Raw genomic sequence first — 21,380 nt, forward strand, 5'->3', positions numbered from 1 at the left:
TGACAGTGGGTAATCGCACCGCTGCACTGGGCGCACCACTGCCCTCGGTACGCCCGCCCCACGTCAAGGAGACTCCGTGCCGCCTCGCCTGCGTGCGTCGCTCCCCTGCCTGACCGCGGCCGCCCTGCTCGCCCTCGCGCTCGCCCCCGCCCCGGCGGCGGCCGAGCCCACCGCGACCTCGGACACCCCGCTCGCGCTCACCCCGCCCATGGGATGGAACAACTGGGCGCACTACATGTGCGACATCGACGAGTCCAAGGTGATCGCGAACGCCGACGCGCTCGTGTCCACCGGCCTCGCCGCCAAGGGCTACGACACGGTGACCGTCGACGACTGCTGGATGACGAAGAGCCGGGACGCGCAGGGCAACCTGGTCGTCGACACGCAGAAGTTCCCGCGCGGCATGGCCTGGCTCGGCGAATACCTCCACTCCAAGGGCCTGAAGTTCGGCATCTACGAGGACGCCGGCTCCCTGACCTGCGAGAAGTACCCGGGCAGCGGTGCGCCCCAGGGCGGTGGCGCGGACCACTACGCGCAGGACGCCCGGCAGTTCGCCTCCTGGAAGGTGGACTACGTCAAGATGGACGGCTGCAACCTGTGGGTGCCGGAGGGCAAGACCAAGGAGCAGGCCTACCGCGACGCCTACAACGCGGTCGCCGGGGCGCTGCGCGCCAGCGGCCGCGACATGGTGCTGTCCGCGTCCGCGCCCGCCTACTTCCAGCAGGGCGAGTGGGGCAGCCCGGACTGGCACAAGGTGCTCGGCTGGGTCGGCGAGACCGGCCAGCTGTGGCGCGAGGGCCGGGACATCAAGGTGTACAATCCGGCCTCGCCCGCCGCCTCGCGCTGGAGCTCGGTGATGGGCAACTACGGATACAACCGCTGGCTCGGCCGGTACGCGTCGCCCGGCAACTGGAACGACCCCGACTTCCTCATCGCGGGCGCGCCCGGGCTGACCGCGGCCGAGAGCCGCAGCCAGGTCGCCCTCTGGGCCATGATGGCGGCCCCCTTCATCCTGTCCTCCGACGTCTCCGCGCTCACCCCGGCGGGCCTCGCGGCCCTCGGCAACACCGATCTGATCGCGCTGGACCAGGACCCGATGGGCCGTCAGGGCACGGTGGTCTCCTCCAACGCCACCTTCGAGATCCTGGTCCGGCCGCTCGCGAACGGCGACCGTGCGGTCGCGGTGCTCAACCGCTCGGCCCGCGACCGCGACATCGCCGTACCGCTGGAGGAGTTCGGGCTGCACGGGTGCACGTCCGCCGAGGCCAAGAACCTGTGGACCGGGGAACGCCGGGAGGTCTCCGACACGTTGACCGGCAAGGTGGCCGCGCACGACACCGGGGTCTGGCGCCTCACTCCGAACGGCTGCGCCGAGGCCGTGCCCACCGGGCAGATCACCGGTGACGGCGCGAAGTGCGCCGACGGGGCCAACACCACGGGCGTCGGCGCGGTCGTGCTGGCGGCCTGCACCGGCGCTCCCGACCAGCGCTGGATCCTGGGCGACGACGCGCGTCTGCGGCTCGCCGGTGACTGCCTGTCGGCGGGCGAGGACGGCCTGGTGGAGCTGGCGAACTGCGCCTCCCGGGAGGACGAGCAGCCCGGCCAGAGCTGGCAGCACCGCCGGGACGGGGCCCTGGTCGAGGAGGCCGGCGGGCTGTGTCTGACGGCTCCCGCCGCGACCGCGACCCCGGACGCCCCCGCCGGGCGGCTGCGGCTGACGGCCTGCGGCGACCACCGGGTCGACCAGGCCTGGTCCCTGCCGGTCTGACGGCACGGACACCAACGGCAGTCGGTGGGCGGCGGACAGCGCCGCCACGAACGGTGAACGGATGAGGAACCCCATGACCCCCAGGCCGCGCACCCGCCCGGTCGCCCTCGCCGCGCTCCCCGCGGTGCTGCTGAGCCTCGTCTGCGCGGGCCCGGCGCCCGGGGCCACCGCCCCGGCCGCGCCCCCGCCCGCACGGGCCGGCGTACGGGCCGACGTACGGGCCGCGGCACCGGACGGGGCCCGGGCCGGGGCGCGACCGGCCGCGCCCCGCCCGCGCACCTTCGACACCGCGCCGGCCCGGGCCGCCCTCGGGCGGCTGCTGCCCCGGCACGCCGGACAGTTCACCCTCGTGCCCGACACGGCGGCCGGGGCCGACACCTTCACCGTGTCCGGCACCCCGGGGGCGGTCACGGTGCACGGGAGCACCGGGGCCACCCTGCTCACCGGGGTCGGCTGGTACCTCCAGCACGTCGCCGGCGCGGACATCGGCTGGCCCGGCGACAGCATCGGGATGCTGCCGGCCACCCTGCCGGGCGTCCCGGCGCCGGTCACCCGCAGCGCGCTGGTCCCGCACCGGTACGCGCTCAACGACACCGACGACGGGTACGCGGGCCCGTACCGCTCCTTCGAGGAGCACCAGCGGCAGATCGACCTGCTCGCCCTGCACGGCATCAACGAGGTGTTCGTGCAGGTCGGCGCCGAGTACCCGTACTACCGGGCGCTCCAGGGCTTCGGCTACTCCGCCGAGGAGCTGCGGGAGTGGATCCCCGGCCCCGCCCACCAGAGCTGGTGGCTGCTGCAGAACCTGAGCGGCTTCGGCGGCCCGGTCTCCGAGCGGCTGATGCGGGAGCGCGCATCGCTCGGCGGGCGGATCGCCGAGCAGTTGCGCGGGCTCGGCATGACCCCGGTGCTGCCGGGCTACTTCGGCACCGTCCCGCCGGGCTTCGCCGCGCGCAATCCGGGCTCGGCCACGGTGCCGCAGGGCGACTGGGCGGGCTTCGACCGCCCGGACTGGCTGGATCCGGCCTCCCCGGCGTTCGGGAAGCTGGCCGCGGCGTACTACGCGGAGCAGCGGGCCGTGTTCGGGGACAGCGCCATGTACCGGATGAGCCCGCTGCACGAGGGCGGCCAGACCGGGTCGGTGGACGTGAAGTCGGCGGCCGGGGCCGTCCAGGACGCCCTGCACGCCGCCCACCCGGGCGCGCTGTGGGCGGTGCTGGGCTGGCAGGACGACCCGACCGCGGAGCTGCTGGCCGGGCTGGACACCTCGAAGCTGCTGATCCTGGACGGGCTGTCGGACCGGTACAACCGCCTGGACCGGGAGACCCGTTGGGGCGGAGCCCCGTACGCGATGGGCAGCATCTACAACTTCGGCGGGCACACCACGATCGGCGCGAACAGCTCCGTGTGGATCGAACGGTTCGGTCCCTGGCGGGCGAAGGGCAACAGCGCGCTCACCGGTATCGCCTACCTGCCGGAGGCCACCGGGACCAACCCGGCCGCCTTCGACCTCTTCACCGATCTGGCCTGGGAGTCCGGGACGGTCGACCAGCGGGCGTGGTTCGCCGGCTTCGCGGCCCGCCGCTACGGCAGGCCCGACGCCCAGGCCGCAGCGGCCTGGGAGGAGCTGCGCAAGGGTCCGTACAGCACCTCCTCGGGGCTGTGGTCGGAATCGCAGGACAGCCTCTTCACGGCCCGGCCGAGCCTGAACGCGGCGGGGGCGGCGTACTGGAGCCCCAAGTCCATGCGCTACCCGGCCGATTCGGTGCGCCGGGCCCTGGACCACCTGCTCAGGGTGGATCCGAAGCTGCGCGGTTCGAGCGCCTACCGCTTCGACCTGGTGGACACCGCCCGGCAGGCCCTCGCGAACCACTCGCGGGTGCTGCTGCCGAAGATCAGGGCGGCGTACGAGGCCAAGGACCTGGCCCGCTTCCGCGAGCTGACGGCCCAATGGCACGACGGTGAACGGCAGTTGGACGCGATCACCGGCTCCGACCCGAACTTCCTGCTCGGCCGCTGGCTGAACGCGGCCCGCTCCGGCGGCAGTGACCGGGCCGAACAGGACCGGTACGAGTACGACGCCCGCTCGGTCCTGAGCGTGTGGGGCCGCCGCAGCACCAGCGAGGGCGGCTTCCTCCACGACTACGCCAACCGTGAATGGAGCGGCCTGATCACCGAGTTGTACGCCCGAAGGTGGGAGGTCTACTTCGGCTCGCTGGAGGACGCGCTGGTGCGGCAGGCCGCACCGCGGGAGATCGACTGGCACGCCTTCGAGGAGGAGTGGGCCCGGCGGACCACCCGGCACCCGAGCGAGCCGAGCGGGGATCCGTACGCCCTGGCCACCCGGATCGCCCAAACCCTCCCGCCGGCGGCCGCGGCCGCGGGCTGAGTTAGGACACCCCTACACCATTCGGAGCGGCGGCGATCACCTGATGGGGTGAACGTCACCCTCCCGTGGGAATCTCGGTGCCCGTGCGGGGGAGAGCGCACCCGGCGGGCAACCCGGCGGGAACCGGCCCGGAAATCATCGGGGCATGTCCGAGATCGAACAGGAGCGGCCCGAGCCCGAGTGCCCGCGGCAGCCCCCGGCGGCGCCGGAGCCCGCGCCTCCCGACCGGTTAGGGAGCGGACACGACGTGGGTCCGGCCCCGTGCCGGTGCGCCGCGGGGTCGCCGTTCGCCGACGGGGTGGTGGAGCTGCGCAAGCGCCGGGGGCCGGGCACCTGGAGCCCGGCGGTGGACCCGGCGGAGTGGCTGGAGGTCCTGGCCCGCCGCGCGGCCGACAAGGCCGACCGCCCGCGCGCGTAGCGCCTCGCGCGGCCTGCCCGGGGGGACACTGGAACCGGAGCCGGGCCCCCGGCCGGCCCGGGCGGAAGGTGACTCCGGATGAACCGTGTGGCGTCGGAATCCCCTCGGCGGCCGTACCTGCTCGGCGCCGTCAGCGGGGTGGTCGCGGCGGGCGCCGGACTGGCCCTGGCCGAACTGGCCGCGGCCGCCGTGCGCCCCGAGGCCTCACCGGTCACCGCCGTCGGCGGGGCCGTGGTCGACCGCACACCGGTGGCCGTCAGGGAGTGGGCGATCCGGCAGTTCGGCACCACCGACAAGCTCGTGCTGACCCTCGGCATCGTGGTCGTGCTGACCGCCGTCGCGGTCGCGGCCGGGATGCTCGCCGTCCGCCGTCTTCCCGCCGGGATCGCCCTCACCGGTGTCTTCGCGCTGACCGGGGCGGCGGCCGCGCTCAGCCGCCCCGAAGCCTCCTGGCGCGACGCGCTCCCTTCGCTGGTCGGCGGCCTGGCCGCGGCCGCCGTGCTCTACCTGCTGGTCAGGGCCGCGACCCGGCCCCGGCCGGCCGGGGCGGCGGCCGGCGGGGCCTGGGCGATGGACCGGCGCGGCTTCGGCCGGCTGGTGGCCGCCGCGCTGGCGGTCTCGGCCGGGGCGGGTCTCGCGGGGCGGCGCCTCGGCGCCTTCGGCTCCGCGGGGGCCACGGACTCCCGGGCCCGGTTCCTCCTCCCCCGGCCCGACGTGCCCGCGCCCCCGGTGCCGGCCGGGGCGGACCTGCGGGTGCCCGGGGTGTCCCCCTTCCTCACCCCGAACCCGGACTTCTACCGCGTGGACACCGCCCTGGTCGTGCCGCGCGTGGACGCCGACACCTGGCGGCTGCGCATCCACGGGGAGGGGGTGGCCAGGCCCCTCACCCTGGACCTGCGGGAGCTGCTCGCCCGCCCGGTCGTCGAGCACGACATCACCCTCACCTGTGTGTCGAACGAGGTCGGGGGTCCGTACGCGGGCAACGCCCGCTGGCTCGGCGTACGCCTCGCGGACCTGCTGCGCGAGGCGGGGGTGCGACCGCCGTCGCAGGGCGGTCCGGCCGACCAGCTGGTGGCGCGCTCGGTGGACGGGATGACGCTCGGCACCCCCGTCGAGGCGGTCATGGACGGCCGGGAAGCGCTGCTGGCGTTCGGGATGAACGGCGAGCCGCTCCCCTTCGCGCACGGCTTCCCGGTCCGGATGGTCGTGCCGGGCCTGTACGGATACGTGTCGGCGTGCAAGTGGCTGAGCGAGCTGCGGCTGACCACCTTCGACGCGTACGACGCGTACTGGGTGCGCAGGTCGTGGGCGGCGCGGGCCCCCGTCAAGACGCAGTCGCGGATCGACACCCCGCGCGCCCACGCCGCCCCGCCGGCGGGCCGGGTGGCGGTGGCCGGGGTGGCGTGGGCACAGCACCGGGGGATTTCCCGGGTCGAGGTACGGGTGGACGGCGGCCCCTGGCAGGAGGCCCGGCTCGGGGACGCGGACGGCGACGACACCTGGCGCCAGTGGGTGTGGCCGTGGGAGGCGTCCCCCGGCCGGCACACCCTGGAGGTCCGGGCCACGGACCGCACCGGCGCCGTACAGACCGGCGAGCGCTCCGGGACCGTCCCGGACGGGGCGACCGGGTGGCACGCGGTCACGGTGAACGTGGGCCCCGCGCGCGCCCCCGGCCCCGGCCCGAGCCCTGCCGGGGCCGCTCCCGCCGCGGGCTGACCCCGCCCCGGGCCCGGGCTGACCCCGCCCGGCGGCTCAGTCCTGCGGGTCCGCGAAACCGGGCAGCCAGCGGACGGCCTCCGCGCGGAAGGGCAGTTCGCACTCCAGCTGGCACAGGACGGCGGTGGCCGCGCCGACGACCCGGTTCACCAGCACGTACGAGGGCGGCAGGTTGAAGCGGCGCAGCAGACTGCCCGGACCCCGGTCGACGGCCTGCACCACTTCCTCGCGCAGCCACTCGCGGGTGAAGCGGTAGGTCTCGTCCTGCGACGGCGTCGCGATGGGCACCAGGAAGGAGGCGAGCGCGGTGTCGTCCTGCTCGGCCCCCGGCCGCAGGAACCCCTCCTCGACGAGGAGTTCGTGCGCACCCGACCAGTCGCCCTTCTGGGCGAGCCGGCTGAGGGTGCCCAGGGAGACCGGGAACCCGTCCGGGAGGTGTTTGACCGCGCCGAAGTCGATGACCCCGAGCCGGCCGTCCGCCAGCATCCGGAAGTTTCCCGGGTGGGGGTCGGCGTGCAGGTACCCGGCGCGTTCGGGGCCGGAGAACAGGAACCGGGCGTACTTGAGCCCCGCGTCGTCGCGCTCCGCCTGCACCCCCTCCCGGATGACGGCCGACAGCGGGGTGCCGTCCATCCATTCGGTGACGAGCACCCGCTCGCTGAAGTCGACCACCTCGGGGACGAGGACCTCCTTGTCCCCGCGGTAGGCCTCGCCGAACGCCTGCTGGGCCGCCGCCTCCAGGCGGTAGTCCAGCTCCTCGGCGACCCGTTCGCGGAGTTCGTCGAGCATCGGCTCGACGTCGAGGCCGGGCGTGACGATGGAGAAGAGCTTCATCAGGCGGCCGAGCTGGTTGTAGTCGCCGAGCAGCGCCTCCCCCGCGCCCGGGTACTGGACCTTGACCGCCACCGGGCGGCCGTCCTTCCACACCGCCCGGTGCACCTGTCCGATGGACGCGGCAGCGGCCGGTTCGTCGTCGAAGGAGGTGAACCGCTCGCGCCAGTCGGGGCCCAGTTCGGCGGCGAGCACGGCGTGGACGCGCGCGGCGGGCAGCGCGGGCGCGGCGTCCTGGAGCATGGTGAGGGCGGCCCGGTAGGGGCCGATGACCTCCGGGGGCAGGGCCGCCTCGAACACGGACAGCATCTGCCCGAACTTCATGGCGCCGCCCTTGAGTTCACCCAGTACGCGGAACAGGTGCTCGGCGGTGCGGCGCTGGAGTTCGCCGGTGATCCGCTCGACCGGCTGTCCCAGCAGCCGCTTGCCGATGCGCAGGGCGCTGCGGCCTGCGAAGCCGATGGGCAGCGAGGCCAGCCGGGCGTTGCGGGTGAAGGGGGAACGGGGGATGTCGCGGGCCGGCCGCCGGGCCGGGGCGCGCCGGCCGTCGTCCGCGGCCTCGTACTCGTCCTTGCGGTACGTCATCACAGGCTCCCGGCGCCGACTCGGGGCGACGCGGCGCGGGTGAGGCCGGCGACCGCGTTGGCGATCAGCGTGTGGCCGGCTCCGTTCCCCGTCGTCATGATGGATTCGGGGTGGAACTGGACTGCGGCGATGGGCAGTTCACGGTGTTCGATGGCCATCACGGTTCCGTCCGGGGTGCAGGCCGTCACGTCGAACACCTCGGGCAGCGTGCCCGGTTCGGCGTACAGCGAGTGGTAGCGCCCCGCGTGGATCCGCGCGGGCAGGTTCTTGAACACGGTGCCGCCTCCGTCGAGTACGTCGACCGGCGAGGGTTTGCCGTGGACCGGGAGCGGCAGGACGCCGAGGGTGCCGCCGAAGTGCTCCACCAGGCCCTGGAGGCCGAGGCACACCCCGAACACGGGCAGTCCCCGTACCAGTGCGGCGTCGAGCAGAGCCGACATCCCGAAGTCCGCGGGGCGGCCGGGTCCGGGCGAGAGCACCAGCAGGTCGGGGGCGAGACCGTCGAGCAGCTCCGGCGGGAAGCCCGCACGGTAGGTGACGACCTCGGCGCCCGTCTGGCGGAAGTAGTCGGCCAGGGTGTGGACGAAGGAGTCCTGGTGGTCGACGAGCAGGACCCGCCGGGGCCGGCCGGAATCCGCGGCGGAGCCCGCCACCGGGCCGTGCGGGCCGCCGCGTGAGCGGTGCGGCGCGGCAGACGCGGACGCCGGCGCCGGAGCGGAGGCGGCCGGGATCGCGGGGGTCGGGTTCTCCACGGCGTCGATCAGCGCGAAGGCCTTGAGGACCGTCTCGCTCTCCTCCGCCTCCGGGTCGGAGTCGAACAGCAGGGTGGCGCCCGCCCGTACGGTGGCAATGCCGTCCCGGATCTGGATGGTGCGCAGGGTCAGGGCCGTGTCCAGGCCCCCGTCGAAGCCGATGCGGCCGACGGCTCCGCCGTACCAGCGGCGCGGGCTGCGCTCGTTCGCCTCGATGAAGGCGATGGCGGCGCGCTTCGGGGCCCCGGTGACGGTGACGGCCCACATGTGGGTGAGGAAGGCGTCCAGCGCGTCGCGGTCGCCGCGCAGCCGGCCGCGTACGTGGTCGACCGTGTGGATGAGCGTGGAGTACAGCTCGATCTGGCGGCGGGCCAGCACCTGCACGCTGCCCGGTTCGCAGACCCGCGCCTTGTCGTTGCGGTCCACGTCGGTGCACATGGTCAGCTCGGACTCCTCCTTGCGGGAGTCGAGCAGGGTGCGGACCTGCTCGGCGTCCTCCAGGGGGTTGCCGCCGCGCGCGATGGTGCCGCTGATCGGGCAGGACTCGACCGCCCGGGACCGCGGGTCGACCCGGACGAACATCTCCGGCGAGGCCCCGACCAGGTGCTCCCCCGCGGCCAGGTTCATCAGCAGCCCGTAGGGCGCGGGATTGCGTGAGCGGAGCCGGCGGAAGACCTCGGAGGGTGCCGAGGCGCTGGGGCGGTGGAAGCTCTGGCCGGGGACGGCCTCGAACATCTCCCCGTCGCGGAAGTGCTGTTGGGCGCGGCGCACCAGCTGCGCGTACTCGCCCGGCGCGTGGTCGCGGTAGGCGGCGGGTTCGGCCGGGGGTCCGTACGGGGCGGCGGGCGTGGCCCGGGCGAGGCCGGCGGTGGAGCGGCCCGCATACGCGAACTCGTAGTCGTGGCGGGTCGCGGTGGAGCGCCGCCGGTCGATCTCCAGGACCGTGTCCGGCAGGTGCAGGACCATGGTGCGGTCCCGCGGGTCGCGGTCCTGGTGCAGGGGGACCGGGTCGAAGCCCAGGACGAGGTCGTAGCCGAAGGCCCCGTACAGGCCCCAGACGGGGTCCTCGGGGCTGGCGAGGCCGGTGACGAGCGTGCGCAGGACGTTCAGGACGGAGGGGCGGCGGGTCCGGTCCTCCTCCGTGACCAGGCTGCGGGTCTCGCCGATGTCCGCGCTCACCACGTGTTCCCCCGCGTCCCACCGTGCACCGTGCGGGAGCAGGGCCTCGGCGAGGGCGGGGAGCAGGACGCGGCCGCGCTCGTTGAGGGCGCGCGCGTACACGCGGTCGCCGACGGCGGTCACCTCCACCGGCGGATCGACGTGGCCCAGGTCGAAGGGCCGGTAGCGGCCCGGCTGTTCGGAGCGTCCCGACATCAGCAGGCCGCGCCGCGCGTCGAGGGCCTCCTCCAGGCCGGCCAGCTCGGCTTCGGCCGCGGCCGGGTCCAGGTCGTGCGAGCGCCGGGTCACCTCCACCCCGATGGGGGTGGTCCATCGCCGGGTCGTGGGCGTCCGCCGCGTCATTGCCGTCATCGTGTGTTCGTCCTTCTGCATCGTTGGAGGACCTAGTGCTGTGGCCGGAAAGGTTTGCCGGGTCGCGTCGTCCGGTGCGGTGCATCGCAAGGCGGAGGGCCGCGGCTCGTACTGGACGTACCGGCGCGGTCCGACAACGCGGCGAGGTGCCGTGCCGGGCGGCGCGACCCGGTGAACCTTTCCGGCCACAGCACTAGGTCAGCCGCAGCCGCGGGTGGCGTGGAAGCGGGCCAGGACCCGGTCGACGAGGACTGCGGCGGCCCCGGTGTACCGGGCGGGATCGCACAGCTCGCGCAGCGAGTGCGCGCTGTGGCGCCCGGCGAGTTCGGGTGCCGCGGCGAGTACGTCGGCCAGGTGCTGTCCGGTCCCGGCGGCACGCGCCGACGCCGCGGCCACCAGCTGCTTGGCGGCGGCCCGGCCCAGTTCCGGGGAGAGCACGGCGGCGAGCCGCTCGGAGACCACCCGGCCGCCGGTGAGGTCGAGGTTGGCGCGCATCCGCTCGGGGTGCACGGTGAGTCCCCCGGCCAGTTCCACGGCGGTGGCGGCGGCCCCGCCGGTGAGCCGCAGGAGCGCGCGGAGCGTCTCCCACTCGGCGTGCCAGGCTCCCGCGGGCCGTTCGTCGTCGGTGACGGCGACCTGGGCGAGGGTGCCCGCCAGCCCGGGCACCTGGTAGGCGGCGGACCGGATGAGCGCCGCCAGCGCCGGGTTGCGCTTGTGCGGCATGGCGGAGGAGGAGCCCCGGCCCTCGGCGGCCGCTTCGGTGACCTCGGCGGTCTCGGTCCGGGACAGCAGCTGGACGTCGGCGGCGAGGGTACCGAGGCCCGCGGCCGTCAGGGACAGCGCGGCGGCCAGGTCGGCGAGCGGGGTGCGCACCGTGTGCCAGGGCACGAGCGGGTCCGCGAGGCCCAGTTCGGCGGCGACGGCCGACGGCAGCCGCTGGGCGTACGCGGCCGTGTCCTGCGCCGCGCTGCCCGGGGCGTACAGCCGGGCGTACTCGAGGTATCCGGCCATCGTGCCCGCCGCGCCGCCCAGTTGGACGGGCAGGCCGTCCTCCCGGACCCGGCGCAGCCGTTCCTCCGCGTCCAGTACGGCCTGGAGCCAGCCGGCCGCCTTGAGCCCGAAGGTGGTGGGCACCGCGTGCTGGCCCAGGGTGCGCGCGGCCGTCAGGGTGTCGCGGTGGCGCCGGGCGAGCGCGGCCAGGGCCGTGGCCGTGCGGTCCAGGTCGGCCAGGATCAGGTCGGTGGTGCGGGCCGCGACCAGCATCAGCGCGGTGTCGAGGACGTCCTGGCTGGTGGATCCCTGGTGCACGTAGTGCGCGGCTTCCGGGTCCTTGCGGGCCACCGCCTTTGCGAGCATCCCCACGAGTGCGACCACCGGGTTGGCGGCCTCGCGGGCGCGCACCGCGACCTCGCGCAGGTCGAAGAGGTCCGCCCGGGCGGCGGCCGTGACGGCTTCGGCCGCCGTGGCGGGCACCGTCCCGAGCCGGACCTGCGCCCGGGCCAGCGCGGCCTCCGCGTCGAGCATGGCCTGGAGGAAGGCGGCGTCACAGGTCGCCGCCTCCGCCGCGCTGCCCGCCCGTACGGGCGACAGCAGGCCGGTGTCCAGTGCCGGGTCCCAGCCCGGCCGGGGCGTGGTCACGGGCCCTCCCAGCCCGGGGCGGAGGCGGCCGGTGCCGTCGCCGTGGCGTGCGCGGGTACGGGTACGGGGGCGGCGAGTCCGAGCAGGGCCAGGGCGATGGCGTCGGAGTCGCCGAGGGTCACCGAGTTCACGCCGGGACGGATGCCCGCGGCCGTCACCCAGTGCACGGCCTCGGTGGGCACCCCGTAGGCGAAGCGCCGCGGATGGGCCCGGCCGTCCGCGGAGATCAGCCGGTACGGACGCTCGGTGACGGCCACGCCGCCCGTCTGGTGGGCGCCGTGGCGCGGGTCGCGGATCTCGTACGGGCGGCAGGCGCCGGTGGCGGCCAGGTACCGCAGCAGCGGATCGGCGGTGCGCCGCAGGTCGGGCTCCGGCAGCCGGGCTTCGACCAGGGTGGTGACCTCGGTGCGCGATCCGGGGACCTCGGGCGATTCGACGGCGAACACCCCGGCCCGTTCGTCGGGTTCCACCCGCATGCCGGGTCCGAGGATCCGCAGCACACCGGCCTCGATGAGGGCGATCATCTCCTCGACGCGGCGGGGCGGCGGCCCGATGGACAGGAACGCGTTGAGCGGGGTGTACCAGCCGTCCAGGTCCTCGCGGTGGGACCGGCCGGCGAGCCCGCCGTGGTCCACGGCCAGCCGGATCTCGTTGCGCAGGTCGCGAAGCACGTCCAGGGCCGCCTTCAGCGGGCCGTCGACGTTGCCCGCCTCGGATTCGGCGAGGTCCCGGCGCAGGGTCTCCAGCAGCCACGTCCGGTAGTCGTCGGCGTCGCGGAAGGACCGGTCGCCGTACGGGCGGGCGATGTGCTTCCAGTCCCAGCGGTCCTCGGGGCCGATGCCGAACTCGTCCAGTACGTCGGCCTCTTCGGCGGAGCCCCACGGCCGCGCGAGGGTGCTCCGCCGGAACCGCAGCACCGCCTCCGGGTCCGTCCTCCGGGCCAGCAGCGCCGCGTAGAAGACGGTCTCGACCTCCTTGGCGATCAGCGGCCACAGGTCACGGGAGAAGTCGAGGCCGCCGCGGTCCGCGGCCTCCCGAAGCTGCGCCAGCTTGGCGGGGGTCAGCAGCCAGGAGTGGTGGCGGCCGTGCGCCCCCTTCTGGTTGCGGCCCCGCGAGTGGTACGGGACCCCGCGCCGCGAGGCCGCGTACAGCCGGGGTTCGCGGCCCGACGGGCGGTACACCAGGGCCCCGTCGCGACGGTCGAAGGTGCCGCCCCGGCCGAGGGTGAACAGCGCCATGTGGTCGAAGAAGTTGAGGCCGAGACCGCGCAGGGCGACCGGCTCCCCGGGGGCGACCGCCGACAGCTCGGTGTCGGCCGGGTTGGCCGGACGGACGTGGCGCAGCCCGTGCGCCCGGGCGAACTCCGCGAGCCGCAGTTCTCCGTCGTCCGGGGTGAGCGGCAGGTGTCCCTGCGCCATGACCACGGCGTCGAGTCCGCGGATGCGGGTGCCGTTGGCGAGGGTGACGCACTGCCGGCCGTCGTCCTCGTCGTGCAGGCGGACCGCGCGCAGGGGGTGCACGGTGACGGTGAGCAGCGGCGGGGCGGTGCGCACCACGCGGCGGAACACCCACTCCAGGTAGTGGCCGTAGAAGGCGCGCGTCGGGTAGGAGTCGGGCGTCAGGTCCCTGGCCTCGGCCAGCACCTGGTCGTCGTAGGCCGGGTCCGTCGGGTGCGCCGGGCCCGCGTCGGTGAGGTCGCGCGCCCACTCGTAGAGGCTGGGGCCCGGGGCGGGTACGCCGGCCATCTCCACGCTCGGGTCGGTGAACAGGGTCACCTGCGAGGCGACCGTGTTCATCAGCAGGTGGTGCGACTGCCGGGTGCGCCAGACGCTGCCCGCTCCAGGGCGGGCCGGGTCCACGACGTGGACCGCGACGGCGGTGCCCGCGGCCCGCTCCCGCGCGTCCGCGCAGAGCCGCTCCAGCACCGAGAGGCCTCGTGGGCCGGCGCCTATGATGCAGACCTCCAGCTGTCTGTCGCTCACGTAAATTCTCCGTTCCGGCGGGCAAGTTGGGGTGTGGCGGGTGGCGGGGTGCCCGGGATGGGGGGTGTCCCCCTAGACGCCGAGGTCGCGGCCGATGATTTCCTTCATGACTTCGTTGGTGCCGCCGTAGATCGGGTGCACGCGGTTGTCGACGAAGGCCCTGGCCACGGGGGTCTCGCGCATGAAGCCGTAGCCGCCGTGCAGTTGCACGCAGCGGTCCAGGACGCGGCGCTGGACGTCGGTGGCCCACCACTTGGCCTTGGCGGCGGCCACCGCGTCGAGGCGGCCGGCGTTGTGCTCCGCGACCGCCCGGTCCACGTAGGTCCGGGCGACGTCCAACTCGGTCGCCATTTCCGCGAGTTCAAAGCGGATGTGCTGGAAGGAGCCGATCGCCCGGCCGAACTGGCTGCGCGACTTGCAGTAGGCGAGGGTCTGCGCGAAGGCGGTCTCGGCCGCGGCCACGGCGTACGCGGCGATGCCGAGCCGCTCCTGGGGCAGGTTGTTGGCCAGGTACAGGAAGCCGCGTCCGGCCCGGCCCAGCAGGTTCGCCACCGGTACCCGCACCTCGTCGAAGAACAGCTCGGCCGTGTCCTGCGCGGCCATGCCGATCTTCTCCAGCTTGCGGCCGCGCTCGAACCCGGCCATGCCGCGCTCGACCACCAGCAGGCTCAGGCCCCGCGCGCCGCGGCCGGGCTCGGTCCTGGCCACCACGATCACCAGGTCGGCGTGGATGCCGTTGGTGATGAAGGTCTTCGCGCCGCTGAGCACGTAGTGGTCGCCGTCCCGGCGGGCCGAGGTGCGGACGGCCTGCAGATCGCTGCCGGCCTCCGGTTCGGTCATCGCGATGGCCGTGATCAGCTCGCCCGAGCAGAAGCCAGGCAGCCAGCGCCGTTTCTGCTCCTCCGTGGCGAGGTCCAGCAGGTACGGGGCGACCACGTCGTTGTGGAGGGCGAACCCGACGCCGGTGGCGCCGACCCGCATGATCTCCTCGCTGATGATCGCCTGGTAGCGGAAGTCGCGCACTCCCCCGCCCCCGTACTCCTCGGGCACGTCGATGCCGAGCAGCCCGAGCTTCCCGGCGGAGCGCCACACCTCGCGGTCGACCAGTCCGGCTCGCTCCCAGTCGGCGTGGAAGGGGACGATCTCCCTCTCGACGAACTCGCGCACCATGTCCCTGAAGTCCAGGTGCTCCGAGGTCAGTTCACTTTCACGCACGGCTGCTCCCGCTCCGGTGGATGATCTGCTCGACGGTCCCGGTGCAGGCGAGCCGGCCGCCTTGTACGAAGCGCACCTCGGCGACGGCACGACGGGTCGAGCAGCTGGTCAGCACGGTCTCGACGGTCACCGGTCCCGGTACCAGCGGCGCGTGGTAGGCGACGGACAGGCCGGCGGTCAGGAAGCCCGACCCGTCGGGGATCGCCGACAGCATCACCAGGCCCGCGAAGTGGTCGACGAGGCAGGCGATCCAGCCGCCGAAGACGACTCCGGGGGTCAGCGTCAGGTTCTCGTCGAACTCCGTCTCGCAGGTGATCAGGCCGGGCAGCCAGGAGGTCGCCGGCGGCAGGGCGAGGGTGTGTGCGGCCGGCGGGTCGGACACGCTTCCGTCGGCCAGGCCGGTCAGCGTCCTCCGTCCGCTGGTGTCGGCATCGGGCGCCGCGAGTCCGCGCATACGGCCGGACCGGGCAGGGGGCAGGGTGGCTTCGAGCATGGCGGTTTCTCCGCTGGTCCAGAGGCGGGAACAGGGCGGCAGGGCACAAGGGCGTCCCGCGGATCGCGGGACGGGCCCCGGTAGGCGGCACAGGCCCGGGCAGGCGGGCCGGGGTGGGCGGTACAGAACGGGTGGTACGGGGACGGGCAGGCGGGCCGGGGTGGGCGGTACGGAACGGGCCGGGCGGGTCCGCCGCGGCGCCGGGGACCGGACGGGGGCCGGCGTTCCCGGCGCCGCGGCGGACCGGTTCAGGAGGCGGCGGGAGCGCCGTCCGGGGTGGCCGAGCCGAGTTCGACGACGGAGGCGATGTCGCGGCGGCGGAAGTCCATCTCGCGCCGGGTCAGTTCGTCCACGGCCGCCTTGTCGTCCAGTTCGCGCAGGGCGGCCTCGTCCACGGACTGGAAGCCGAGCACGCCCATCTTCTGCAGCGCCTCCTGCACCCGCGGGCCGAACATGCCGATCTCCTTGAGGCCCGGCACGATCCGCATGAACACCAGGCGGCGGAACTCGCGCTTGGCGGGCGAGCGGCGGGAGGCCTTGATGGCCTCCTCGCCGTAGCCGAGGGTGTTCCAGATGTCGTCGTCGACGTACCGGTCGCGCAGCGCCCAGCAGCCCTCGACGACGAAGTCCTCGCGCTCCTTCAGTTCCGCGTCGCTGAGCTGCGGGTAGTACTCGCGCAGCAGCAGCCGGCCGAAGGCCACGTGGCGGGCCTCGTCACGGGCCACGTAGGCGCTGAACGCCCGGGCCAGCGGGTCCTTCAGCCGCTCGCGGTGCACCCCGAAGGTGGCCAGGCCCATGTTCTCCACGAGGATGTGCGCCGCCAGCACGCCGAAGTCCCAGCGCGGTTCGCGCATGGCGTGCTCGAACATCGCGGCGATGGACGGGGAGAGCCCGTAGCGCAGGCCGATCTTGGTGTGCAGGAAGCGGTTGAACCCCTCGACGTGCCGTGCCTCGTCCATCAGCTGGGTGGCGGCGTACAGCTTGGAGTCCAGGTCGTTCACGGTGAGCAGGATCTTGCCCACGGCGATCAGGGCGGCCTGCTCCGAGTGCAGGAACTGCGAGTACAGCCAGCCGCTGGTGTGCTTGCGGACGATGTTCCGCTCGCCCTCGGGCAGCCGGTCCCACAGCTTCGATCCCGAGATGGAGATGAAGTCGTCCGGCAGGCCGAGTGGATCCTCGGGGTCCACCTCGTGGTCCCAGTCGAGCCGTTCGTCCATGTCCCACTGGCGCTGCTTGCCCTGCTTGTACAGGCGCACCATCTTGTCGTTGCGCTGGTCGTAGTCCCACTGGATCACGGCGTTGCCGTGCACCGGGACAGCCCATTCGCCGGCCAGCGCCGTCAGGATCTCCGGCCGTGTGTAGTCGGCTGTGGTCATGGGGTGTCCTCACTTTCGATGATGAGCCGGTGGGCCAGCTCCCGGAGCCTGGGCCGCAGTGCCTTGCCGGCCGGGTTGCGCGGGATGGTCTCCAACGGAAGGAAGTGGCTGGGCCGCTTGTAGGCGGCCAGCCCGTCGACGCACAGCCCGAGCAGTTCGGCGGCGTCGAAGGCGTCCGGGGCCGTGGGGGCGACGAAGGCCACCGGGACCTGGCCCCAGACCGGCGAGGCCACCGGCACGACGACGACGTCGGCGACGGAGGGCGACTGCCGCAGGACGTGCTCGATCTCGGCCGGGTAGACGTTCTGTCCGCCGCGCAGGATCAGGTCGTTGCGGCGGTCGACCACCCAGACCAGGCCGCTGCCGTCCACACAGCCGAGGTCGTGGGTGTTGAGCCAGCCGTCGCGCAGCACTTCGGCGGTGGCCTCGGGGCGCTTCCAGTAGCCCTGCATCAGGCCGTCGCCGGTGACCTGGAGCTCGCCGATGGTGCCGGCCGGGACCTCCCGGCCGTCACTGTCGGCGATCCGCAGCTCGGTGCCGAGCATGGGCCGCCCGACGCAGACCGCGCCGGGTACGGGCGGCTCACCGACCGCCGCGTGCGGGGCGAGGGAGATGACCGGTCCGCCGCCCTCGGTGATGCCGAACACCGTCTGCAGTTCCACGCCGAGGCGTGTCCGAGCCTCGGCCGCCAGCTCTGCGGGCATCGGGGCGGCGCCGTGCAGCAGCAGCCGCAGCGCGCCGAGGTCGGTGGTGGCCAGTGCCCTCGTGTCGAGGACCAGCCGCACCATGGACGGCACCAGGAAGGCGTGCTCGACCTCCCAGCGCTCCAGTGCGGCCAGGCAGCCCTGCGGGGTGAACCGGTCCAGGACGCAGACCGTGCCGCCGGCCGCGAGGTGGTCGAGTGCGATGACCACGCTGCCGTGGAAGAGCGGGCCCGCGTTGAGGAAGACGGTGCCGGGCCGCGGCCCTACGTCGGCCAGCCAGGACAGCGCGTTCAGCTGGAAGGAGCGCTGGTCGACGACGACGCCCTTCGCGGTACCGGTCGTCGCGGAGGTGTGCAGGATCATCACCGGGTCGGTGAGGGAGCTGCCCTCCCGGCCGATGGAATCCGCTCCGGCGTCCGGGAGTTCGCCCACCCCGGCGATGTCCGTCAGCGGCAGCCCGGGGCACAGGCCGCCGAGCCGGGTCAGGCCCTCGGCCTCGGCCACCGCGGCGGCCGGCTCGACGGACTCCACGATCGCGCCGATCTCCCGGTCGGTGAGCGCCGGGTTGACCGGTACGGCCACCACCCCGGCGGCCGCGCAGGCCAGGTAGGTCTCGATCACCTCGACCCGGTTGCCGCTGAGCACCAGGACGCGGCTGCCGCGCGGGACGTCCCGGCGCAGCAGGGCGGCGAGCGCCTCCACGTCCCGGTGCAGCCGCCGCCAGCTGACGTCCCGGCGGCCGTCGCGCAGTGCGAGGGCCTCGGGGGCGCGGTCCAGGCCGCGGCGCACCACGTGCTTGAGCCACATGTCAGGCCGCCTCGTTCCCTACCAGCTCGGCAACGGCGCGGATGGACGTGAGCTCCAGGAGCTCCTCGTCCTCGAGCGCCCGGCCGAGGTGCTCCTCGATGTGCAGCGCGAGCCGGATCAGCTCACCGGAGTTGACTCCGGCGCCGGCGAGGCTGGCCTCGTCGGTGACCCGGTCGAGGAGGGCGGGGTGGTCCAGGCTGTTGCGTACGAGGGTCCGTGCCAGGCTCATGAGCTCCTCCGCGGGCGGGCACCGACGCCGACCATCGCCCAGTACGGGGCGGGTTCGCCGTCGAAGTAGACAAGGGGTTCCGCGCTGTCCGTGCGGCAGGGGAGCAGCCGGTTGAAGCGGCTTCCGAAGCAGGCTGCGGCGAATTCGGGGGACTCGGCGACGCCGCGCTCGTCCCCGACGGTCGCCACGAAGGCGAACACCGGGTCCAGGGACTTGTGCACCCCGTCCTCGACGACGTCGCACCACGCGTGGTCGCTGCCGAAGAGGCCGAGCAGGTAGCCGCGGCGGGCCGTGGCCTCCAGGCCGGCCGCCCGCAGCCGGTCCGCGAGCAGCCGCGAGGCCACCACGCAGTCGGCGATGCCGAGCTCCCAGGCCCGGTGGTGGTCGGCGCGCAGCGGCTCGGGCACCGTCTGGTAGGTGACCCGGCGCGAGGCAAGGCCCTCGACGACCTCGTTCCAGGCCTCGTGGATCCGCGGGTCGCGCACGGTCTGGTCGGCGCCGGTCAGGCGGACGGTGGCCTCGTAGCCGCCCACCCGCACCGGGTCGGCGAAGGGGTGCTCCGACAGCAGCTCCACTCCGGGGGCCGACAGGTCGGGGACCCGCACGGTGACCTCGGGCAGCCGTACGCCCGGGTCCGTGACGGCCCCGGCGCGCTCGCCTCCTGCGGTCCGCGAGGGGTGGACCCCGATCTCCCATTCGCGGGGCGCGTACCAGCTGCTGCGGGAGGAGGCGGCGAACCGCATCAGGAAGCGCAGGCCGAGCTCCGGGACGGTCTGCCCGGTGCCGCAGAACATGCCGACGTTCATCAGGTCGTCGTAGTCGAACAGGGGGCCGCGCTCGGGGTCGGTCACGTGCGGCAGTCCTTCGGCCGCGAGCTGGGCCACCTGCTCCGGGGCGGCCCGCAGGGCCTGCGCCGCGGTCCGGGCGTCCGTGTCGTAGCGCCCGATGTCCTCGGGTACGGCCGTGAACCGGCCGAGGGCGCCGAGCAGCGCGTCGGGCGCCGCGGTCTCCACCGTCATATGGAGCTGCCCTCCGGGATCAGGGAGGAGACGAACTCGGCGAGCTCGCGCACGGTCGCCGTCTCGAAGAGGAAGTCGTCGGGGATGACGACGTCGCACTCGTCCTCGATGTCGGTGATCGCGCGCAGCGCCTTGACCGACTCGATGCCGGGGACGGCGGAGAGGGGCTTGTCGGTGTCGATGCCCGTCGCGGGGACGTTGGCCTGGGCGGCCAGGGCGCGTACGACGATGTCCAGGGTCTGGTCGGCGCTCACTGGTGGCGTCCTTCCGATGCGGTGGTGAGGGGCTTGGTCTGCTCGCGGTAGAGGTCGGCCGCGCCGGAGCGCTTGACCTTGCCGGAGCTGGTGAAGGGAAGGCTCTGGGGGGAGACGGCGACGGTCTCCACGGCGCCCAGGCCCAGGTGTTCGATGAGCCGGGCGCGGATGGCCTCGCCGATGGCGGCGGCCGCGTCCAGGTCGAGCTTGGTCTCCCAGATCACGATCATGCGCTCCTCTCCGTCGTCGTCCCAGGCGAAGGCGGCGCAGTGCCGGCGGTCGACTCCGGGGGTGGCCTTGACGATCTCCTCGACGTCCTCGGCGTAGTAGTTCTGGCCTCGGACGACGGCCATCGCCTTCATCCGGCCGATGACGTAGAGCTCGCGGTCGTGCAGGAAGCCGATGTCTCCGGTGCGGAGCATCCCGTCGGGGGTGAACGGCTGCTGTTCGGCGGGCAGTCCGAGGTACCCGGAGGTGACGGGCGCGCCGCCGATCTGCACCTCGCCCACGGTCCCGTCGTCCAGCGCGGTGCCCTCGGCGTCGCCGATGCGGACCTCGATGCCGGCGACGGCGGGGCCGCAGGAGACGACGGAGCGTACGGTCGGCCCGTCCTCGGTGCTCTCGGTGATCCGGTCGCCGACCGACAGACTGGAGCGGTCCACGAGCAGGCTGCGGTAGCCGGTCAGCGGGATGCCGCTGCTGACGATGAGCGTCGCTTCGGCGAGCCCGTAGTTGGGCTGCACGACCTGCGGCCGCAGCCCGTAGGGGGCGAAGGTCTGCTGGAAGGCCTCGAGGCTGCTCAGGCGGACCGGCTCGGAACCGTTGCCGCCGTAGCGCCAGGCGGAGAGGTCCAGGTCGTCGGGGATGCCCTTGGCGGCGGCCGCGACGAGGTAGTCGTAGAAGAAGTTCGGGGCCGGCAGGATCGTGGACCGGGACGCGGCGAACTCGCTGAGCCACTGCATGGGGCGGCGGACGAAGTCGCCCGGCTGCCACAGCGAGGTCTTCGTGCCGTACCGCAGCGAGGCGAGCATGGTGAACAGGCCCATGTCGTGGAAGAGCGGCAGCCACTGGCCGAGCGCGTCCTCGGGTCCCCACCGGGTGCCGTCCCCGATGGAGTCGAGCCCGGCTTCGACGTTGTCGTGGGTGACGACGACGCCCTTGGGCGCCGAGGTGCTGCCGGAGGTGTACTGGATGACGGCCGGGGCGTCGCCGCCGCCGCGCACCGGGGGGAGGTCCCGGCCGGCCGGCGGCGGTTCGGCGATGTCGATGACCGGCAGGTGCGGTACGGCGGCGGCGACGCGGGACACGATCCGGCCGCCGAGGCTGCCGTCGACGAGCAGGGCGTCGAGGGAGGCGTCGGCCGCGATCCGCTGGATGTGCGCGGCGTACGCGTCCGCCCCGCCGAAGGCCACCGGCAGCGCGAGCGGCACCGCCGCGGCGTCGAGCCGGAGCAGGGCCAGCAGGCCGCGCACCCAGGGCTCGCCGTTGGCCATCAGCAGGCCGGCGCGGCGCGGGAGGCGGCCGTCGCAGGCGTCCAGGATGGTGCCCGCGGTGCGCTCCGCGCGGGAGAACAGGGCGGGTCCGGAGACGGGCTCCTCCTGGCGGGAGGGGGTGTGGAGCATCGTGGCGTCGTGGACGGACTCGGAGAGCAGGTTCCACAGCTGGACCATGGCG

16 protein-coding genes are annotated in these 21,380 nt (G+C 74.1%); 4 read left to right on the plus strand and 12 right to left on the minus strand.

Translation table 11 applies throughout. The annotated features are described in order from the left end of the window. Window positions 1-76 precede the first annotated feature (76 nt). The 4 genes from OG447_RS25855 (at window position 77) to OG447_RS25870 (ending at window position 6,291) form a co-directional block, all read left to right on the plus strand. Entirely contained in the window at window positions 77-1,768 is a 1,692-nt protein-coding gene (locus OG447_RS25855) for a ricin-type beta-trefoil lectin domain protein (RefSeq protein WP_266939676.1), read from the plus strand. 73 nt (window positions 1,769-1,841) lie between these two features. After that, the gene (locus OG447_RS25860; RefSeq protein WP_266939677.1) at window positions 1,842-4,157 is read left to right on the plus strand and encodes an alpha-N-acetylglucosaminidase; all 2,316 of its coding nucleotides are present in this window, start codon (window positions 1,842-1,844) and stop codon (window positions 4,155-4,157) included. 145 nt (window positions 4,158-4,302) lie between these two features. Further along, window positions 4,303-4,575 (plus strand): hypothetical protein, encoded by a 273-nt coding sequence (locus tag OG447_RS25865; RefSeq protein ID WP_266939678.1) that lies wholly within the window; start codon window positions 4,303-4,305, stop codon window positions 4,573-4,575. A gap of 78 nt (window positions 4,576-4,653) precedes the next feature. Then, window positions 4,654-6,291, plus strand: coding sequence for a molybdopterin-dependent oxidoreductase (locus tag OG447_RS25870; protein ID WP_266939679.1), 1,638 nt, complete (start codon window positions 4,654-4,656; stop codon window positions 6,289-6,291). 36 nt (window positions 6,292-6,327) lie between these two features. On the opposite strand, the gene OG447_RS25875 is transcribed toward OG447_RS25870, so the two are convergent. From OG447_RS25875 to OG447_RS25930, 12 genes are all read right to left on the minus strand, one after another. Beyond that, a complete protein-coding gene (locus OG447_RS25875; RefSeq protein WP_266939680.1) occupies window positions 6,328-7,707 on the minus strand; it encodes an AarF/ABC1/UbiB kinase family protein in 1,380 nt (459 codons plus the stop codon). Then, window positions 7,707-9,989, minus strand: coding sequence for an anthranilate synthase component I (locus OG447_RS25880; RefSeq protein ID WP_266939681.1), 2,283 nt, complete (start codon window positions 9,987-9,989; stop codon window positions 7,707-7,709). The genes OG447_RS25875 and OG447_RS25880 overlap by 1 nt, the downstream gene beginning before the upstream one ends. Before the next feature lie 198 nt (window positions 9,990-10,187). Beyond that, window positions 10,188-11,627 carry a lyase family protein gene (locus OG447_RS25885; RefSeq protein WP_266939682.1) on the minus strand — a complete coding sequence of 480 codons (1,440 nt, stop codon included), beginning with the start codon at window positions 11,625-11,627 and terminating at the stop codon, window positions 10,188-10,190. Further along, the gene (locus OG447_RS25890; protein WP_266939684.1) at window positions 11,624-13,609 is read right to left on the minus strand and encodes an FAD/NAD(P)-binding domain-containing protein; all 1,986 of its coding nucleotides are present in this window, start codon (window positions 13,607-13,609) and stop codon (window positions 11,624-11,626) included. Before OG447_RS25890 ends, OG447_RS25885 begins: the two co-directional genes overlap by 4 nt. Before the next feature lie 72 nt (window positions 13,610-13,681). After that, on the minus strand, window positions 13,682-14,824 hold the full coding sequence (locus tag OG447_RS25895) for an acyl-CoA dehydrogenase family protein (protein ID WP_266939685.1): 1,143 nt from the start codon (window positions 14,822-14,824) through the stop codon (window positions 13,682-13,684). Continuing rightward, window positions 14,817-15,317: a PaaI family thioesterase gene (locus OG447_RS25900; protein ID WP_266939686.1), complete on the minus strand. Its 501-nt coding sequence runs from the start codon at window positions 15,315-15,317 to the stop codon at window positions 14,817-14,819. Before OG447_RS25900 ends, OG447_RS25895 begins: the two co-directional genes overlap by 8 nt. 248 nt (window positions 15,318-15,565) lie before the next feature. Continuing rightward, window positions 15,566-16,693: a ferritin-like domain-containing protein gene (locus OG447_RS25905; RefSeq protein WP_266939687.1), complete on the minus strand. Its 1,128-nt coding sequence runs from the start codon at window positions 16,691-16,693 to the stop codon at window positions 15,566-15,568. Then, window positions 16,690-18,204, minus strand: a complete 1,515-nt coding sequence (locus OG447_RS25910; protein ID WP_266939688.1) for a class I adenylate-forming enzyme family protein — start codon at window positions 18,202-18,204, stop codon at window positions 16,690-16,692. The genes OG447_RS25905 and OG447_RS25910 overlap by 4 nt, the downstream gene beginning before the upstream one ends. A gap of 1 nt (window position 18,205) precedes the next feature. After that, window positions 18,206-18,433: a phosphopantetheine-binding protein gene (locus OG447_RS25915; RefSeq protein ID WP_266939689.1), complete on the minus strand. Its 228-nt coding sequence runs from the start codon at window positions 18,431-18,433 to the stop codon at window positions 18,206-18,208. Then, window positions 18,430-19,452, minus strand: coding sequence for a hypothetical protein (locus OG447_RS25920; RefSeq protein WP_266939690.1), 1,023 nt, complete (start codon window positions 19,450-19,452; stop codon window positions 18,430-18,432). Before OG447_RS25920 ends, OG447_RS25915 begins: the two co-directional genes overlap by 4 nt. Further along, window positions 19,449-19,706: an acyl carrier protein gene (locus tag OG447_RS25925; protein WP_266939691.1), complete on the minus strand. Its 258-nt coding sequence runs from the start codon at window positions 19,704-19,706 to the stop codon at window positions 19,449-19,451. The genes OG447_RS25920 and OG447_RS25925 overlap by 4 nt, the downstream gene beginning before the upstream one ends. Continuing rightward, window positions 19,703-21,376, minus strand: a complete 1,674-nt coding sequence (locus OG447_RS25930) for an AMP-binding protein (protein WP_266939692.1) — start codon at window positions 21,374-21,376, stop codon at window positions 19,703-19,705. Before OG447_RS25930 ends, OG447_RS25925 begins: the two co-directional genes overlap by 4 nt. Window positions 21,377-21,380: the final 4 nt, after the last annotated feature.

The organism is Streptomyces sp. NBC_01408 (genome assembly GCF_026340255.1).
In the GTDB taxonomy this organism is placed as follows: domain Bacteria; phylum Actinomycetota; class Actinomycetes; order Streptomycetales; family Streptomycetaceae; genus Streptomyces.

What these genes read in the sequence shown, in the direction of transcription:
- OG447_RS25860 (WP_266939677.1), top strand. Translation starts at nt 1,842, where the DNA reads ATGACCCCCAGGCCGCGCACCCGCCCGGTCGCCCTCGCCGCGCTCCCC.
- OG447_RS25865 (WP_266939678.1), top strand. Translation starts at nt 4,303, where the DNA reads ATGTCCGAGATCGAACAGGAGCGGCCCGAGCCCGAGTGCCCGCGGCAG.
- OG447_RS25870 (WP_266939679.1), top strand. Translation starts at nt 4,654, where the DNA reads ATGAACCGTGTGGCGTCGGAATCCCCTCGGCGGCCGTACCTGCTCGGC.
- OG447_RS25875 (WP_266939680.1), bottom strand. Translation starts at nt 7,707, where the DNA reads ATGACGTACCGCAAGGACGAGTACGAGGCCGCGGACGACGGCCGGCGC.
- OG447_RS25880 (WP_266939681.1), bottom strand. Translation starts at nt 9,989, where the DNA reads ATGACGGCAATGACGCGGCGGACGCCCACGACCCGGCGATGGACCACC.
- OG447_RS25900 (WP_266939686.1), bottom strand. Translation starts at nt 15,317, where the DNA reads ATGCTCGAAGCCACCCTGCCCCCTGCCCGGTCCGGCCGTATGCGCGGA.
- OG447_RS25905 (WP_266939687.1), bottom strand. Translation starts at nt 16,693, where the DNA reads ATGACCACAGCCGACTACACACGGCCGGAGATCCTGACGGCGCTGGCC.
- OG447_RS25910 (WP_266939688.1), bottom strand. Translation starts at nt 18,204, where the DNA reads ATGTGGCTCAAGCACGTGGTGCGCCGCGGCCTGGACCGCGCCCCCGAG.
- OG447_RS25915 (WP_266939689.1), bottom strand. Translation starts at nt 18,433, where the DNA reads ATGAGCCTGGCACGGACCCTCGTACGCAACAGCCTGGACCACCCCGCC.
- OG447_RS25920 (WP_266939690.1), bottom strand. Translation starts at nt 19,452, where the DNA reads ATGACGGTGGAGACCGCGGCGCCCGACGCGCTGCTCGGCGCCCTCGGC.
- OG447_RS25930 (WP_266939692.1), bottom strand. Translation starts at nt 21,376, where the DNA reads ATGGTCCAGCTGTGGAACCTGCTCTCCGAGTCCGTCCACGACGCCACG.